Origin of the sequence: Candidatus Chlamydia sanziniae (assembly GCF_001653975.1) — a bacterium.
In the GTDB taxonomy this organism is placed as follows: Bacteria; Chlamydiota; Chlamydiia; order Chlamydiales; family Chlamydiaceae; genus Chlamydia; species Chlamydia sanziniae.
Genome location: NZ_CP014639.1, coordinates 885,859 through 902,348, shown reverse-complemented (window position 1 = coordinate 902,348; position 16,490 = coordinate 885,859). Strand labels below are relative to the sequence as shown.

The window sequence follows — 16,490 nt, the reverse complement described above, 5'->3', positions numbered from 1 at the left end:
TAAAAAATTATAGCACTTTTTCGTATAAAAGCCTAGAGAAAGCAAATTAAATAACTCTTAATCAAAATTAGAAGAGTAAACAGGAAAATAAGGAATAGATTATAATTATCTTAATAATAATGGTATGCAGATCAGAACAGAGAGTTGCCTTGAGTTAGAAGGTTGTCTACATAATTAATATCATAATCAGAATGAATAAATTTAGGATTATCTAACATAAACTGGTGAAAAGGAATCGTAGAGTGTATTCCGCCAATATGGAACTCTTTTAAAGCACGTTTCATAATAGCAATAGCTTCTTCGCGGTTTCTTCCTTTTGTAATAACTTTAGCAATCATAGAATCATAATAAGGAGGAATTGCATAACCACTATAGCAAGCCCCATCTATACGAACGGCAGGACCTGCAGGAGGAAGGAAATAGTCTAGACGGCCAGGAGAAGGAGCAAAGTTATTTGCTGGATCTTCAGCATTAATACGACATTGTATGACATGCCCTGAAAAAGTAATATTCTTCTGTTTCCATGGCAATTTTTTTCCCATAGCAACACGAATTTGCTCTTTAACAAGATCTATGTTTGTTACCTCTTCAGTAATCGTATGTTCAACTTGAATACGCGTATTCATTTCCATAAAATAAAATCTTTTTTCTTTATCCAGAAGAAATTCAACAGTTCCTACAGAAAAATAACCAGAACTTTTGGCAAGATCTACAGCAATTTTACCCACTTTAGCACGCATTTCCGGTGTCAAAATTGGACTTGGAGTTTCTTCAATAAGCTTTTGACGGCGGCGTTGTACCGTGCAATCCCTTTCTCCTAAATGAACATAGTTCCCATGTTTATCCCCAATCACCTGGACTTCTAGATGGCGAGGATTTTCTATAAATTTCTCAATATAAACATCTGGATTATTAAATCCCGCCTCCGCTTCAGCACGAGCCGCAGAAAACGCACGATAAAATTCATCTTTTTCCTTAACAATACGAATACCACGGCCTCCGCCACCAGCAACGGCTTTAATAACTATAGGGAAACCAATTTTCTCTGCTATTTTCAGTCCAGAACCCTCATCACGGATAATACCCTCAGAACCAGGAATCACAGGACACTTAATTTTCTTAGCAAGAAGCTTTGCGACAACTTTATCTCCCATAGTAGCTATAGACTCTGAGCTGGGGCCAATAAAAGTCAGGCCACAACTGTCGCATATAGAAGCAAAATTCGCATTTTCACTTAAAAAGCCATATCCAGGATGTACAGCATCGGCTCCTGTAATTTCACAAGCAGCTAAAATGTTAGATATTTTTAAATAAGATTTTGCCGCCTGAGGCTCTCCTATACAAACCGCCTCATCAGCAAGAAGAACATGGAGAGCTTCTTGGTCTGCTAAAGAATACACCGCTACCGTGGACAAGTCTAAATCATGACAAGCACGGATAATCCTAACAGCAATTTCTCCCCTATTCGCAATTAAGACTTTTTTCATTATTCAGCCTTAACTATACGAAATAATTTCGACCCAAATTGGACAGGGTCTCCACCAGTAAGCAGAACTTCAACAATACGGCCATTCATTCCAGCTTTCACTTCATTCATTACTTTCATTGCCTCAACAATACAAACAATCGTGTCTTCAGACACTATATCGCCAGGCTTTACAAAAGAGGGGGCTTCCGGAGCTGGAGAACCATAAAAAGTTCCTACTAAAGGGGAACTAATAAAATCTCCAGGATTTGCAGATTGTAATACTTCAGTTTGCTCTACGAATGCGTCCTTTGCCGTATCTTGTTTAGGATCCATAGGGATGGGGCGTTCTTGAGCAAATCCTCCGAAAAGCCTACTATCATAAATTAAAGGCTCCTGCCGATCTCCTCCTGTATCTCTTTCTAACTCAAGTTCGAGACCTTCGCGTTTTATCACAAAACGCTTCATCCCATTCCGCCCCATAGCAATCATGAGTTTCTCTATCTGCTTTAAGTCCATACTTGCCTTCTCTACTTAAAGTTAGACCCGCTGAATATATTCACAAGTCCGCGTATCTATTTTTATAACATCACCAATCTCTACAAATGGCGGGACGACAATTTCTATACCAGTTTCCAGAAGCGCCTTTTTTGCTCCCCCAGATAAAGAAAGAGAATCTCCAGGAAAATCTGTTTTCGCTACCATCAACTCCAAAAAATGAGGTAACTCCACAGAAAAAACCATATGATCATAGATCATTGCAGAAACAGTCACGCCTGCTTTTAAAAATAAGAAGCTGTTCTTCATGATCTCTTTAGAAATGTATATCTTTTCATAATTCCCCAAGTCTAAAAAAAGATAGTTGTCATCTTCAACATACAAATACTCTAAAGTATGTGTTTCGAATTGAGCCTCTTTAACTTCTTGACTAGCCTTAAAATTTCTTTCTATAACAACATCAGAATCAGTAGCTTGTAATAAAGCTTTGATAAAAGATTCTCCCTTAGGTCCTGATACCTTAGAAACAGAAATCACTTTATACAAACCATCTTTTGTAGAAATAAACATTCCTATCGATAACTGACTACTGAGTACCATGATTTTCTCCTCGGAGCAACAAAACTTTATCGGTCATTGAGATAGCATCCACTTCAAATAGATAAGAGGCTGTCACTAAAATATCAGCCCCAGCCTCACGACATATTTGTGCAGAATCCAGATCAATCCCCCCATCCACTTCTATCAAACATGAGCCTCCTAAATTTAACTTCTGTATAGCATGACGAGTAAAAATGATTTTGTCGAGAGTATCCTTTAAGAAACCTTGACCACAAAACCCTGGGTAAACAGACATCAGCAATACAACGTCACATAAAGGTAAAAATGGGGGGATGAATTCTATAGAAGTATCTGGAGAAAAAGCCAAACCTACTTGCACTCCGCATTTTTTTATATAAGACAATAGCTCTTGAATATCCTCAGAAGCCTCAAAATGAACAATAATCCTATCTGCTCCTGAGCAAACAAAAGCCTCTATAAATTCAAAAGGCGCATACATCATGGCGTGAATTTCTAAAAATAAATCCGTTGATCTATTAATTGCAGCTACTATGCTAGGACCAAACGTCAAGTTAGGAACAAAATGCCCATCCATAATGTCAATGTGGATAAAATCCGCTCCAGCTTGCTCTATCCTTTTTGTCTCTGCACCTAAACACGTAAGATCAGCACCCATAATGGAAGGAGCTATCAATACACGGTGTAGTTTCTTCACTTTTGCCTATTTCAATTCTATTTAACCACATTTGCATATAGAAACCATGCGAACCTTAACTAAAGAGCCCAACTTCTACCATTACATGGCATCGCACTTAACATATCCTTAGGTACAGGATAACCACAAGTAAAACTTTAAAAGTCTCAGATGAGAGTCCTCTTTCTCTATGCAATCCATTATGAGTAACTAAAGAACCTCCACTCAAGGCAAAACAAACATGCAATTCAATCCCATAATACCTGGTAAGACATGCTCTAGATTTCAATTTGTTAATTTACAAAAATAATTCAAGAATGTTCATCAGAAAATTCTTGATTTTATAGCTTTTTAGAAAGATACTTTTTCACCATGTCAAGCATTTAAGGGAATTTTATGACCAGCTCACCGATAAATCCAGAAGCACCTTCCTCGCTTTCGCCTCCACCAGCTCCATGTTTAACACCTACTAATTTAACACCTACTAAGGCTCCTCTTAAAGAAAGGGTTGCGAATGTTGCTAGATTCATTGTTCTGATTATTCTTATGCTCTTAGCTATTATTCCCGTTATACTTGCTATGTCTGCTCCTTTAGGTTTTACAACAGGGTTAGGATTCTTATTGGCAATCGTAGTTGTGGGACTAATTTTAGCGGCGCTGCTTTGCCATAGTGATTCCACGACTACGCAAGCAACCAAAGCTCTCCAAGTCGAGATAGGCAACTTAATTATACAAAATCAAGCACTTAAAGAAACATCAAAAGCATTACACAACAATTGCACGCAATTGCAGAACGAGATAGAAGACCTTTCCAAAGCAAATGCAGAACTGCAACATCATTCCGACGAGTTGCAAGTGCTACTTACCCAACTCGGTAATGTGTCTACCATTTTAAGCAAACATTCCACCTCTGCGCAGCAATTAGTAGCACGCCTCAATGAATTGGGTCTGAATCTTTTGGAAATGGAGGGCAAAGCATCATCTGCCATACGGGAATTTCTTCGACAAATAAATGTTTTATTTACTGAAGAAATTATAGTAGTACTATCAGAGCAAATTTTCCACTTACGTCAAACAGTTCACACATTCGAGGGGTTGCTTCAACAACAGAAACATCAAGCAACTAAAATGGATCAAGTGCTACTAAACTTCGAAGAAGAAGCAATAATGAGGCAAAGACATATTAAATTTTTAACAGAACAAGAAGGTAAACTTCGTAAGACCGTTCTTCATCTTGGGTCCTTATTAGAAACAGCTCAACTAGTTGAAACCAAACTTCGAAACGCCGTGTTTAAGCAAACCTTGAAAAGATCCCTTAGTACAGGTGATGTAAGCATGCCAGGAGGGGGGGGAGGTGATAGCGAAGAAGAAGAGCTATCATCAGAACCAATGTCGCAAGAGGAGCCAATGGACCTAACTAAAGGTACTACTGGTTCTCCATCACCAGATACTCACCCCAGCAGTAGACAACGAGATACTTCCTTCTCCCGATTCCTACCTCCTCCTCCTCCTCCTCCTCCTCCTTCTCCTTCTCCTCCTCCTGTGTATAGTCCTTTGGATAGAATAGACGAAGAAAAAGATGAAGATGATAAGTAAAGAAAAAATATGAGGAAGTACATCATTAGTCCTTTTTCTTACTATAATGAGGATCCACGAGTTTTATGTTTTCAAAATCCTTGTGCAAAACCAAGAAGTATGTTCCTGCTACTATGTCTACTTCATGGGATCTTTTGGCTTTTGATTATCATAAACTTGTTCAAACTCAGGGTCATTATTATCATAGAAAAGTTATTCTTCCTCAGTTGCTTCCTCTACTTTCTCTAACATCGGAAGCTTCCTTACTTGATATCGGTTGTGGTCAAGGAGTCTTAGAAAGAGCGATTCCGAAGACATGCCGTTACCTAGGATGCGATATTTCATCTAGCCTTATTACAATAGCAAATAAAATCCGTAAATCACGTGCTCATAACTTTATTGTTCAAGATTTTAGCTTGCCTTTGCACATGGAGAAGATGAACTCTCCACCTTTTTCTCATGCAGTTGCTATCCTTTCATTGCAAAATATGCGTTTCCCTGATCATGCAATACAAAATACAGCAGCTCTATTACAACCTTCAGGACAGTTTTTTATTGTGTTAAATCACCCTTGTTTCCGAATTCCTCGTATTTCATCATGGCACTATGATGAAAGTAAGAAACTTGTGGCTCGACAAATAAATCGCTATCTTTCTTCAATAACAATTCCTATTAAAACACATCCAGGAAAAGAGAATTCTTCTTATTCCCATTCTTTTCATTTCCCTCTTACATATTGGGTTCAGGCCTTATCCTCAAGTGGCTTTGTTATCCAAGGCCTTCAGGAATGGATATCTCCAAAAACTTCAACGGGAAAGCGAGCAAAAGCTGAAAATTTGTGTCGGAAAGAATTTCCATTATTTTTGATGATTTCATGTATTAAAATGAAATAAAATCAAAGAAGATTAGTTTATTAATTTTTTATAAAAAAAAGGAGTTTTTAATTAAAATAAATAAAAAACCATAATACTTTTCTTTATGTTTCGGAAACTTTTCCTCTTTTCCAAGAAAAAACCTGTGCAAAAGAAATATCTTCGAAACAATAGGATTATAAAATCTTTTATTCTAGCTCTTAAAGTCCTCTTACACAATGAGACTTCTAAAGAAGCGTGTGTATTGAGCTACTATGGCTTGCTTACCTGTGTCCCTATTTTAGTCTTTTTTCTTCGGTTATCGCAATACCTCTTCGCAAATTTAAATTGGGAAGAGTGGCTCATGATTAAGTTTCCTGATTACAAAGAACCTATCCTTGCCATTGTAGAAGCTGCCTACCATGTCTCCACAAGCAGCATAGGTTTAGTGCTTGTTGGTAGTTTCTTTATATTTTGCTGGGCAGGCATTCTCATACTTTTATCCTTAGAAGACGGGCTAAATAAAATCTTCCGGACTAGCTGGACTCCCATATCCTTTCAAAGATTAGTGACATACTTCATCATTACTTTAATTAGTCCTATGATTTTTATTATCGTCTGTGGTTCTTGGATCTATATTACACAAATCATGCCATTGCAATATGCCAAGCTCTTTACCTTGAGCCACTCCATGACAACCCTGTATTTCATCTCAAGACTAGTTCCCTACATTCTTCTTTATCTTGCTTTATTCTGCTGTTATGCCTTCTTACCCCGTGTTAATGTAGAAAAAAGTTCAGCACTTATCTCTACCTTAATTATTGGCACAGTATGGATCTTCTTTCAAAAGATCTTTTTCAGCCTCCAGGTACACCTATTTAACTATAGCTTCACTTATGGAGCTCTTGTTGCTCTCCCTTCATTTCTTCTTCTGCTCTATCTCTATGCAATCATTTATCTATTTGGTGGGGCATTCACCTTCATCCTTCAAAACCATGGGTATACCTTTATCTTCCCCGGGAATAAATTGTTACCCAACTGTTATTCAAAACTCATTATCTCAACCTACATTCTTGCTGTCATAACAAACTACTTTAATGTAGAACTACCCTCCCCAACAGCACAAGTGATATCTAGGCATTCTAAAATTCCCATTGGGGAAATCTTAGAATGCCTAGATATCCTAGAAAAGGAGGGACTCATTGTTTGTCACAAGAAAGGTTATAAACCCGCCTTTAACCTTGCAGAACTCACAGTGAACGATATTATAACCCGGTTACTACACCCAAATACTTGTGTAAAACTTTATACCAATGCAGCGATCACTTTTATAGAAAAACGACTTGAAGATATGTTTGAGCAGTTTTCTAAAAACAGATATAACCCAACTCTTATGGAAATTACCAAATTACTGAGATGAAACGAAAACCTTGGTACAAAATCTTAGCCATCTGTTTAGGACTAGGCTTAGGTACAACTGTCCTTATCTTCCTGCCCGCACTATTTTCGCGAAGCTCAGGAAAATATCTCTTGTTTACTCTTATACATAAGGAATCAGGACTCACTTACAAAATAGAAGACTTAGAGCTTTCCTGGCTAGGCCCCCAAAAAGCACAAAAAATCAAAATTTTAGATAGTAAAAACTCTGAAATTTTTTCCGCAGAAAAAGTACAAATTGACGGCTCCTTAATCCGTTTGTTACTCTATAAGAAACCTAAAGGATTGACCTTATATGGATGGTCACTACATATTGATGAATCTCAATCTATAGGCACCTCTTCTATTCGTCACTTAGACCCAGGATCTTTTCTTCCCTATCTCGAAGGATGTGACAAGATTCTCTCTGAACATGGATCCATCAATATGAGAACCATTCAAGGCTCTCACTTAGCTGTATCGGGGTTTTATCTAGAAAAAACCCTAGAAAAGTTTATTATGAAGTGTGCCGTAACAGAAGAGAACCGTGTTGGCAGTATTTTTATAGAAAGTATTTTTTCTCCAGAAGTCAAAATCTCGCTAGAGTTCTCTTCAGTCCCTATTTCCTTCTTTAAAATCTTCACGATCTCTCCTTTTTGGGATCAGCTCTTTTCTTATGAAGATAGTCTCAATTTATCAGCAGCTGTACAACACACTCCAGATGGAAAAATTATTATGACGGCGATTGGACAAGGAAACCAGGTCCAAGCAAAACTACAAGGTCATATTCATAAATCTACTTTTTATATTGTTGAAGGGAGTCCCTCATTCATAGAAATCCAGTCTAAAATGGCTTCTGCACTCTGTACCCTATTAGTTCCATTCCCTATAGCAATGACTAGCCAGCAGATCCACGTCAATATTTCCAATGCTAAAATTCCCTTAGATATCATGAAATGGCGTCATATTGAAATTACCTCACAGGCTTTCTTCCCTGAGGTTTTTCTCGATCCGCAAGACTCTAATCTATCGGTACAACTTACTAACTTACAAATAGGCATGAAGAAAACAAAACGCTTTACAGACATCCGCTACTCTTCATCTTCTATTCTCGGAGGTACAACCTCCTCTTATCTTAATGGCTCTGTACGCATTGATAACAAGAAAAACTTCACAGAATTCCGATTCCAACAAGCCCAGCTTCCCCATACTTACCTCAGAGCTTTTTTCCCACAACCCTTTACTATTAACCTCCCTCTAGAAGCTCCCAACTATTCCTTACACGTGGAGGGAAAATATAAAAATAACAACTTCAAAGCAGACGCTACATTAAATAATCCCTCATTACAACTTGCCTGTTCACTATCTGGCCCCTATCAAACCTTTGCATTTGAAGGACATGGGACTTACCATCTTACGAAAAAATGGGAAGAGAAACTTTCACCCCACTTTTCTTATGCGGAGACGCAATTTTCAGGAAAAGCACAGATCACACAAAATCATCTTTTCTTTCCAAAATTTTCAGGGAAAATTATCGCTGGAGAAAATGAACTACTTTTCCATGCAAAATTTGGGAACCCTAATGAACCTATAAAACCAGAAACAACCTCCATTCTAATTCATGGAAACTTTGTTTCCTTCCCCTTGAGTCTTCTATCTAGTCACCTTACTCCTTTTCAAGTACAAAAATTGACTTTCTCTTTTCACACTGATGGAGGAAAATTTCTTACAAAAGGCAATCTCCAGGCCCTCATTGAAAATCCTACATATCCCTCTCTAAGTAGCACGCGAATCCTCATTCCTAATATTCTCTTTTTTTCTGATGATGCCTCAGAATCTACAAAATTCAAAAATCTTAGAATACAATGCTCTGGAGAAATCCTTTCATTTCCCTTAGATGCTTTACCAACAATCTATGAGAAAAATATAGCCCTCTCCAATTACTTTGGCCCTACGGGGAACTTCACCTTCTCAGCAAATTATAACCCTAAAGATGAGGAGCAACTCGTCTGTTTGTGCACATTAAAATCAGATGCTCTTCTCAGTGATTTGAAGCTAGTGATGGACTCTTCAATGAAACTGTCATCAGCAACTGAAGGAGTCTTACAATGGGAAATCTCTCCCGAGCGTTATGTAAGCTTCTTTAAAGAGGCCTCCTGCTTTCCCACTTGTACACTGCATAGAACAGCTGTGTTACATTTAAACATCTCCAAACTCTCTTGTGCTAACCAAGATTCCGGACTCACCTGTCTTGCTTTACTTGCTAAAGGAGGACTTGAAGGATCGTTAACAACAAACCCTTTGATCTTCTATGATCATATTTCTAAAGAAACCTTCATCATTAATAACCTAACAGGTTCTCTCTATGCAAATAATCTCAGTGCTGAGCTAGAGTACAATCTAGAAGGCTGTTGCTTAGCTCACGGTCAAGACCCTAAATCTCCAGCAACATTTCTTTTACAGGGTAAGGTCAACCGCTTTTTTAACCCCGAATTACGAGAATTCAAACAAACTACAGACTGGAAACAGATCCCCTCAGCATTTATCACAGGGATTGTTCCTATATCGCCAGCAGTTAAAGCTCAAATCTCTTCCCTTGCAGGCCCTAAAATCAATGTACGTATCAAAAACGATCTATTTAACGGTATAGGGCCAATACACATTCTTGTGGATGCTGAAAACCTTCAAGCCCAGATTCCTCTTATTCTTACAGACAAAGCTATTCTACTCGATGATAATCTCAAAGCGCACCTCAATATTAATGAAGCCGTGAACAGAGCGTTCCTTCAAGAATTTAACCCTTTGATTTCAGGAAGTGCTTATTCTCAATACCCTATAACCCTAGAGGTTGAAAAACAAAATTTTTATCTTCCTATAAAGCCTTACTCTTTTGAAGAATTTCGTATCGATGCTGCAACCCTAGATATCGGAAAAATTTCTATAGCAAACACAGGGACTATGAACGCCCTTTTTCAGTTTTTAGATATTGAACAAGAAAAACAGTTTGTAGAATCCTGGTTTACTCCCATCTTCTTTTCTGTACAAAAGGGAACAATTTTTTGTAAACGCTTCGACGCTCTTATTGATAACCGTATACGTCTTGCTTTATGGGGAAAGACAGACATTATGCATAATAAAATTTACATGACTTTAGGTATTGATCCAGAAGTCATTAAAAAATATTTCCATAATACTTCTTTAAAAACAAAAAACTTTTTCCTTATCAGAATTCGCGGACCGATCTCTTCCCCAGAAGTAGATTGGTCCTCAGCTTATGCACGCATTGCTCTTCTAAAAAGTTATAATTTGGGGAACCCTTTCAATAGCCTCGCTGATAAACTCTTCTCTTCTCTAGGGGATGCAACGCCTCCCCAAACTGTCCATCCCCTTCCTTGGGAAAAATCTCATACGTCTTCTTTAAAAGAAAAGAATTAAATTCTAAAAAATAATTTGTTAATTAAATCATTTTAATTATTGTGAAAACAATATTATTTAAATAGGATTATAACTCATGAAAAAACATCACTTCCTAAACCAGCCTTCTATTCTTAAAAAAGAAGCTCTTTCCACAGCAATTCAAAAAACCATAAAAATGATGGAAACAGTCATAAATACTCCAACGGAAACATCTTCGATAGTAGAGCTCGAGACTACCTTACAAGCAATCAAACAGAGATTACAAGAACACTCAGAAGACCTCAGTACTTTAAACAAATGCTGTTCCTTAGAAACAATCACAAATCTCCAAGACGGGATTAGCTCCCTCCAACTTATCGAAAATAACCTAACAAATAAATTGAATGATCTAAACCATCTTGTACAAGAAAATACCCAAGCATCTCTAAAACAACAACTCTCACCAACAATACTTACGGAGATCTCAGAAAAGTTTCTATCTATAAATGGAGGGAACTTGAAAGGCACTCTGAATATGAACAATAATAAAATTACAGGACTCCCTATCTCCTCCGATCTTAAAGAATCTGATGCTGTATCTGTGGGCTATACAAACACACAGCTCCAACCGTTAAAAGACAAGCTGAATGAAGTTTATGAAAAAACATCCCAGCATGAAAGTGCTGTATCGTCATTGCAATTTCAAATGATGCCAGTAGCAGGAGGAAAATTTCGCGGCCATATCGATATGGACGGCTTCCGAATCTCAGGGCTTGGTATGCCCAAAAATGCAAGAGATGCTGTACCCTTAGAGTATTTAGAAAAGTACGTACAAGAAAAAAATACTCAGGAATCTCCTGTAACGCCAATGACACAAATAGCAACAAAGCAAAATAACCTGCTCTATTCCTCTGGAATCAATCCTAAGTTTGAAAGTCCACTCACCTTAGATTTATTGACTTCTGGAATTATAGGGTTTTCTTGGAAAACATCGACCTCAACCAATGGGGGATACTTTCCATTCAATGCATTAAGACACAACGAAACTCAACCAAATATTGAAAGCTTTCATTTGACTCCTACAACACTTTCTGGAATCTATCCTGGAATTTATACATGGTTTCTAACTTTCAAAGCATTAGTTCCATCAACAATAAATATCCAAGACCTTAAAATTCTTATGTCTCTAACCTATCACAATAACAACTGGAATCCTAACCACGCCAATTTGAATATAACTCAACCCAACAGAATACAACTACTAAAGACAGGATACATTACCCTTGGCGAACAAAACTATGATATTGTAGAGTTTTCAGAAAGTCCTGCTGGTTATACCCAAACATTGATTATAACTCCAAACTGCACAGGCTTTTCACTACAATTAAAAAATGTCGCAGAATCCCAAGAAAATTCAACAGATCTTTATATTATCCAAGCAGCACATTGTTGTTCTTGGTCGGAATTTTAAAATTACGGCTGCTTTATAGCAGCCATAATCAAAATGTCGAATTTAAATATTTAAATAAGGGGTGCTCAGGACATAAATCTCCGTTATGCTTGTCATAATTTCCAACAACACTCCCATGATCTATAAGATAGACACGATCTAAAAAAGTCTGAACAAGGTGCATATCATGAGTAGAAACTCCTATAGTCAAATCTTGATCACGTAACATCTCCAAAAGACGTTTAAAAGATCCTGTTGCAAAAGGATCCAAAGCTGCTGTAGGCTCATCAAAAAGCAAAGTACGCTTATCCATACACAAAGAACGAACTATAGCAACCCGATGACGTTGACCTCCAGAAAGTTGACAAGGATAACTCTCGGCAACATCTTCTATGTCTAAAAATCGCAAAAAATTGTAAGCATGTTCTCTGGCTTCCTCAAGTTTCCTATGTTTAACATGCACTTGAGGATGGATACAGTTGCCAATGACTGTCATATGAGAAAATAGCTCGGGCTGCTGAAAAACTAAAACAGGACTCTCTCCCTCAATCAAGATACAACCTTGGCTAGGCTGTATAAGACCCACAAGAGCTCGTAAAATTGTTGTTTTTCCCGAGCCACTCTTACCTATAAATAAGGTGATGCGCCCTTTTTCTAAAGAAAAAGAAACATCATGCAAAATTTTTTTAGCATTCACAGAATATCCCAGGTTTTCCACCCTAATTGTCATACCCCTGCCTTCTTTCTAACAATCTTGCAACAAAGGAAAATGTCGTTGTCATTACTAAATACAGTCCAGCACAAATTGTATACATTTCCATAGGGTTCAGCTCCCTAGAAACAATATCTTTACTTACTTTGGTAAGTTCTGAAACACCTACAACCATGAGAATACTGCTCTCCTTAATCAAAGAAACAAATTCATTTGTTAGTGAGGGCAATATGTTTTTAAAAACTTGAGGATAGATAATATAAAAAAAAATTTGATACTTTTTATATCCCAAAACCTTGGCAGATTCCCATTGTCCTAAGGAAAGAGCATTAATTCCTCCACGAATATTTTCAGCGAGATAAGCTGCAGAATTGATACTCAACGCAATGATTCCTGAGGCCAACGGCGTCGGCTCCAAGTGAATCACAGCAGGCAGACCAAAATATAGAATCAAAATCTGGATAAATAAAGGCGTGCCTCGAATGACTGTTACATAACTATTTGCCAGAAACCGAACAATACGACAGCAAAAATAACGAGAGCTTACCGTTCCAATCAAGAGACCCCACATCGAACCACAAAGAATCGCAATACTACTGATAAACAAAGTATATCCACACCCTCGTAGTAATAATATTGCTGTAGCTATCCGGTGCTCCAAATGTATCCTATTGCATATTTATTTATAATAAAAGCATAATTATGCGATCAATCCAAGAAAACTTTCAAGAGATTTTCAATAGCCTTCGCAAGAAGAGGTAGTTCTTCTTCCGCTACAGGAGTCACAAAAATTGTGTCGTCTCCAGCTAGAGTTCCTAAAATTTGTTCTTTTAATCCCTGATCTAACAACCCCGCAATCCAAGAAGCAGAGCCGGGAGCTGTATGTATTACTATCAAAGAAGCATTATAACGAATGGAGAGTACCAAATGACACATTTTTGGATCTTCGGAAGACACAGGAAGAGTATAGCGTGCGCCCCCGTATTCTCCAGGAACTTTAACCGCTTGAATCTTACGTAACCATCGAGATACGGAAGACTGGGTCATAGCAATCCCTAAAGCCGAAAGCTTGGCACATAATTCCTCTTGTGTAGCAGCGCCTTCTCGACTTAAAATTTCTTTTAATATCCTATCAATTTCTTTCATCCAGATCCTATTTAAGTTTTACTTGCTCATATTCAAGAGCCCCTTCTACTATAAGAAGTGACTTTTTTATTTCTCTGGTTTAATTATGCTCACCCTAGGCTTAGAAAGCTCTTGTGATGAGACTGCTTGCGCTATAGTTAATGATAATAAACAGATATTATCAAACATTGTTGCATCACAAGCTATTCATGCCCCCTACGGTGGCGTAGTCCCTGAACTTGCTTCCCGAGCTCACCTCAATGCTTTTCCTCAAGTCGTAGATTTAGCTTTAGGACAAGCTAACCTTTCCTTACAAGATATTGATCTCATTGCTGTGACTCAAACACCAGGGCTCATTGGTTCTCTTGCCGTCGGCATTCACTTTGCCAAAGGCCTTGCCCTAGGCTCTCAAAAGCCCCTCATCGGTGTAAATCACGTCGAAGCTCATCTCTATGCAGCTTATATGACCGTAGAAGAAGTTCTATTTCCCGCCTTAGGTCTTGTCGCTTCAGGAGCCCATACAGCCACATTTCTAATGGAAAATCCTTATACTTATAAGCTAATTGGCAAGACACGTGATGACGCTATAGGCGAAACATTTGATAAAGTCGCTCGTTTTTTAGGACTCCCTTATCCCGGCGGCTCTTGCATCGAAAAACTTGCCTCCCAAGGTGAAGAACACGCCTATCCATTCCCCTCGGCAAAAGTCCCAGGCCATGATTTTTCCTTCAGTGGGCTAAAAACTGCAGTACTCTATACAATTAGGGGAAAAAATAGCAATCATCGCACCCCCCTTCCTAAACTAGAGGAACAGAAGCAAAAGAACATCGCAGCCTCTTTTCAAAGGGCTGCTTGCGCAACTATTGTACAAAAACTTTCTCCTATTATAAAAGAATTTTCGTGTCGGTCTATGTTGATTGGGGGGGGAGTAGCAGCAAATGCTTACTTCCAGTCTGCGATAAAAGCAGCTTGTAACTTACCCCTATTTTTTCCCCCAGCAACACTATGTTCCGACAACGCGGCTATGATCGCAGGTCTCGGAAAAGAATGTTTTCAACAAAAAATCCACACTCCAGGAATCCGTCCATGCGCAAGACATCATTGGGAATCTGCCTCTGTTTCCTCCTCACCTCACCCCTAACTCTCCAAGGATGTAAACGTTCTCTACGCCCCCTTCAAGCCCAATTAACCATCAGTATGCGCGATGAACCACGCTCCTTAGATCCACGACAAGTTCGAACTCTTTCAGAAATGAGCTTAATCAAACATATCTATGAAGGACTTGTACAAGAAAATCCTTTAACAGGTATGCTAGAACCTGCACTTGCTGAAAGCTATTCCCTATCTGAAAATAAAACTACCTATACTTTTAAGCTCAAAGATATTTTCTGGAGCAACGGCGACCCTATCACCTCAGAGGATTTCATTGCCTCATGGAAACAAGTTATCAACCAAGAAGTCTCTGGAGTTTATGCTTTTGCATTCAACCTCATCAAAAATGTCCAAAAAATTCAAGAAGGGACCCTCCCTATCAATGAAATAGGTTGCTATACCCCTAATGCTACAACCTTAGTGATTACTTTAGAGGCCCCAACTTCACACTTCCTAAAATTACTCGCTCTGCCTGTCTTTTTCCCTGTCCACAAAACACAACGACATTCTAACTCCCAAGCCCTCCCTATTGCTAGCAGTGCTTTCTATCCCAAAACAATCAAACACAAGCAATGGTTAAAGCTTGCTAAAAATCCCCGCTACTACAACCATAACCAAGTGAAAACTCAATCTATTACGATCCATTTTATTTCCGATTCAAACACTGCAGCACTATTATTCAACCAAAGAAAACTCAATTGGCAAGGACCACCCTGGGGCGACCGTATTCCCATAGAAGCACTCTCCACCCTTCAATCCCAGGGCCACTTACACTCTTTTGACGTTGCCGGTACCTCATGGCTGACTTTTAATGTGAACAAATTTCCTCTAAACTATGTAAAACTCCGCGAAGCCCTTTCTCTCGCCTTAAATAAAGAAGCTCTTGTTTCTACGATATTTTTAGATCGTGGAAAACCAGCTCATCATCTTCTTCCTACAAATATTCACCCCTATCCAGAAAGCGATCAACAAAATACAAAACAACGCCGAACCCAAGCGAAACAGCTTTTTGAAGAAGCTTTGCAAGAACTTCACCTCTCCCCAAAAGATTTAGAACATCATAGTCTCGTATTTTCCGCAGGATCCTCAGCAAATTCCTTACTTGTTCAGCTCATCCGTGAGCAATGGAGAGAGATTTTCGGCTTCACCCTACCTATTGCCAGTAAAGAATTCTCTCTTCTCCAAGCTGATCTCGCAGCAGGAAACTTCTCCTTAGCCATAGGAGGATGGTTTGCAGACTTTACTGACCCCATGGCATTTCTTTCTATCTTTACCCATCCTTCAGGAATTCCTCCTTATGCCATTAATCATGAGAGTTTTCTTCACCTTATGAAAACTATAGAACAGGAGATGAATCCAAAAACTCGTGAACTCCTTGTGTCTCAAGCTTCTCTTTACCTTGAAACTTTCCATATTATCGAGCCTCTATATCACGATGTCTTCCATTTCGCCCTAAATAAAAAACTTGTTAATGTAGGCGTCTCTCCTACAGGAAGCGTAGACTTTCGATATGCCGGAGAACTTTAATATTTTCTCCTTAATTCTGCTGTAAACTCACACCTTTAACAGCAATTCTTCTACACCTAATTATTTTG

The 16,490-nt window shown here is 38.4% G+C and carries 14 protein-coding genes; 7 read left to right on the top strand and 7 right to left on the bottom strand.

The genetic code is table 11. The features are described from left to right. Positions 1 to 131: 131 nt before the first annotated feature. The 4 genes from accC to rpe are packed head-to-tail and all read right to left on the bottom strand — an operon-like array spanning position 132 to position 3,239. Positions 132 to 1,487: an acetyl-CoA carboxylase biotin carboxylase subunit gene (gene accC, locus Cs308_RS03865; RefSeq protein WP_066482792.1), complete on the bottom strand. Its 1,356-nt coding sequence runs from the start codon at positions 1,485 to 1,487 to the stop codon at positions 132 to 134. Further along, a complete protein-coding gene (accB, locus tag Cs308_RS03860) occupies positions 1,487 to 1,984 on the bottom strand; it encodes an acetyl-CoA carboxylase biotin carboxyl carrier protein (RefSeq protein ID WP_066482791.1) in 498 nt (165 codons plus the stop codon). Before accB ends, accC begins: the two co-directional genes overlap by 1 nt. 21 nt (positions 1,985 to 2,005) lie before the next feature. Next, positions 2,006 to 2,563: an elongation factor P gene (locus Cs308_RS03855; protein WP_066482790.1), complete on the bottom strand. Its 558-nt coding sequence runs from the start codon at positions 2,561 to 2,563 to the stop codon at positions 2,006 to 2,008. Beyond that, positions 2,550 to 3,239 (bottom strand): ribulose-phosphate 3-epimerase, encoded by a 690-nt coding sequence (gene rpe / locus Cs308_RS03850; protein ID WP_082905015.1) that lies wholly within the window; start codon positions 3,237 to 3,239, stop codon positions 2,550 to 2,552. Before rpe ends, Cs308_RS03855 begins: the two co-directional genes overlap by 14 nt. A 375-nt stretch (positions 3,240 to 3,614) precedes the next feature. Here rpe and Cs308_RS03845 point away from each other — a divergent pair, with 375 nt between their 5' ends. The 5 genes from Cs308_RS03845 to Cs308_RS03825 all read left to right on the top strand — a co-directional run bounded on the left by Cs308_RS03845 (position 3,615) and on the right by Cs308_RS03825 (position 11,927). Beyond that, the gene (locus tag Cs308_RS03845; RefSeq protein WP_066482789.1) at positions 3,615 to 4,814 is read left to right on the top strand and encodes a hypothetical protein; all 1,200 of its coding nucleotides are present in this window, start codon (positions 3,615 to 3,617) and stop codon (positions 4,812 to 4,814) included. 65 nt (positions 4,815 to 4,879) lie between these two features. Beyond that, positions 4,880 to 5,686 (top strand): class I SAM-dependent methyltransferase, encoded by an 807-nt coding sequence (locus tag Cs308_RS03840; protein ID WP_066482786.1) that lies wholly within the window; start codon positions 4,880 to 4,882, stop codon positions 5,684 to 5,686. A gap of 85 nt (positions 5,687 to 5,771) precedes the next feature. Beyond that, positions 5,772 to 7,064: a YihY/virulence factor BrkB family protein gene (locus Cs308_RS03835; protein ID WP_066482783.1), complete on the top strand. Its 1,293-nt coding sequence runs from the start codon at positions 5,772 to 5,774 to the stop codon at positions 7,062 to 7,064. After that, positions 7,061 to 10,495 (top strand): hypothetical protein, encoded by a 3,435-nt coding sequence (locus Cs308_RS03830; protein ID WP_066482780.1) that lies wholly within the window; start codon positions 7,061 to 7,063, stop codon positions 10,493 to 10,495. Before Cs308_RS03835 ends, Cs308_RS03830 begins: the two co-directional genes overlap by 4 nt. 76 nt (positions 10,496 to 10,571) lie before the next feature. Next, positions 10,572 to 11,927 carry a hypothetical protein gene (locus Cs308_RS03825; RefSeq protein WP_066482779.1) on the top strand — a complete coding sequence of 452 codons (1,356 nt, stop codon included), beginning with the start codon at positions 10,572 to 10,574 and terminating at the stop codon, positions 11,925 to 11,927. A 28-nt stretch (positions 11,928 to 11,955) separates the two neighbouring features. Here the strand turns inward: Cs308_RS03825 and Cs308_RS03820 are convergent, their stop codons facing one another. From Cs308_RS03820 to argR, 3 genes are read right to left on the bottom strand one after another with little or no spacing between them, the layout of a single operon-like run. Further along, positions 11,956 to 12,636: an ATP-binding cassette domain-containing protein gene (locus Cs308_RS03820; RefSeq protein ID WP_066482775.1), complete on the bottom strand. Its 681-nt coding sequence runs from the start codon at positions 12,634 to 12,636 to the stop codon at positions 11,956 to 11,958. Further along, positions 12,626 to 13,279: an amino acid ABC transporter permease gene (locus Cs308_RS03815; RefSeq protein WP_066482773.1), complete on the bottom strand. Its 654-nt coding sequence runs from the start codon at positions 13,277 to 13,279 to the stop codon at positions 12,626 to 12,628. Before Cs308_RS03815 ends, Cs308_RS03820 begins: the two co-directional genes overlap by 11 nt. Positions 13,280 to 13,326: 47 nt before the next feature. Next, positions 13,327 to 13,764: an arginine repressor gene (argR, locus tag Cs308_RS03810; protein ID WP_066482772.1), complete on the bottom strand. Its 438-nt coding sequence runs from the start codon at positions 13,762 to 13,764 to the stop codon at positions 13,327 to 13,329. 85 nt (positions 13,765 to 13,849) lie between these two features. Between argR and tsaD the strand changes: the two genes are divergently transcribed. After that, the gene (gene tsaD / locus Cs308_RS03805) at positions 13,850 to 14,884 is read left to right on the top strand and encodes a tRNA (adenosine(37)-N6)-threonylcarbamoyltransferase complex transferase subunit TsaD (protein ID WP_066482771.1); all 1,035 of its coding nucleotides are present in this window, start codon (positions 13,850 to 13,852) and stop codon (positions 14,882 to 14,884) included. Beyond that, the gene (locus Cs308_RS03800) at positions 14,830 to 16,422 is read left to right on the top strand and encodes a peptide ABC transporter substrate-binding protein (RefSeq protein ID WP_066482770.1); all 1,593 of its coding nucleotides are present in this window, start codon (positions 14,830 to 14,832) and stop codon (positions 16,420 to 16,422) included. Before tsaD ends, Cs308_RS03800 begins: the two co-directional genes overlap by 55 nt. Positions 16,423 to 16,490: the final 68 nt, after the last annotated feature.

What these genes read in the sequence shown, in the direction of transcription:
- accC (WP_066482792.1), bottom strand. Translation starts at nt 1,487, where the DNA reads ATGAAAAAAGTCTTAATTGCGAATAGGGGAGAAATTGCTGTTAGGATT.
- accB (WP_066482791.1), bottom strand. Translation starts at nt 1,984, where the DNA reads ATGGACTTAAAGCAGATAGAGAAACTCATGATTGCTATGGGGCGGAAT.
- Cs308_RS03855 (WP_066482790.1), bottom strand. Translation starts at nt 2,563, where the DNA reads ATGGTACTCAGTAGTCAGTTATCGATAGGAATGTTTATTTCTACAAAA.
- Cs308_RS03845 (WP_066482789.1), top strand. Translation starts at nt 3,615, where the DNA reads ATGACCAGCTCACCGATAAATCCAGAAGCACCTTCCTCGCTTTCGCCT.
- Cs308_RS03840 (WP_066482786.1), top strand. Translation starts at nt 4,880, where the DNA reads ATGTTTTCAAAATCCTTGTGCAAAACCAAGAAGTATGTTCCTGCTACT.
- Cs308_RS03835 (WP_066482783.1), top strand. Translation starts at nt 5,772, where the DNA reads ATGTTTCGGAAACTTTTCCTCTTTTCCAAGAAAAAACCTGTGCAAAAG.
- Cs308_RS03830 (WP_066482780.1), top strand. Translation starts at nt 7,061, where the DNA reads ATGAAACGAAAACCTTGGTACAAAATCTTAGCCATCTGTTTAGGACTA.
- Cs308_RS03825 (WP_066482779.1), top strand. Translation starts at nt 10,572, where the DNA reads ATGAAAAAACATCACTTCCTAAACCAGCCTTCTATTCTTAAAAAAGAA.
- Cs308_RS03820 (WP_066482775.1), bottom strand. Translation starts at nt 12,636, where the DNA reads ATGACAATTAGGGTGGAAAACCTGGGATATTCTGTGAATGCTAAAAAA.
- argR (WP_066482772.1), bottom strand. Translation starts at nt 13,764, where the DNA reads ATGAAAGAAATTGATAGGATATTAAAAGAAATTTTAAGTCGAGAAGGC.
- tsaD (WP_066482771.1), top strand. Translation starts at nt 13,850, where the DNA reads ATGCTCACCCTAGGCTTAGAAAGCTCTTGTGATGAGACTGCTTGCGCT.
- Cs308_RS03800 (WP_066482770.1), top strand. Translation starts at nt 14,830, where the DNA reads ATGCGCAAGACATCATTGGGAATCTGCCTCTGTTTCCTCCTCACCTCA.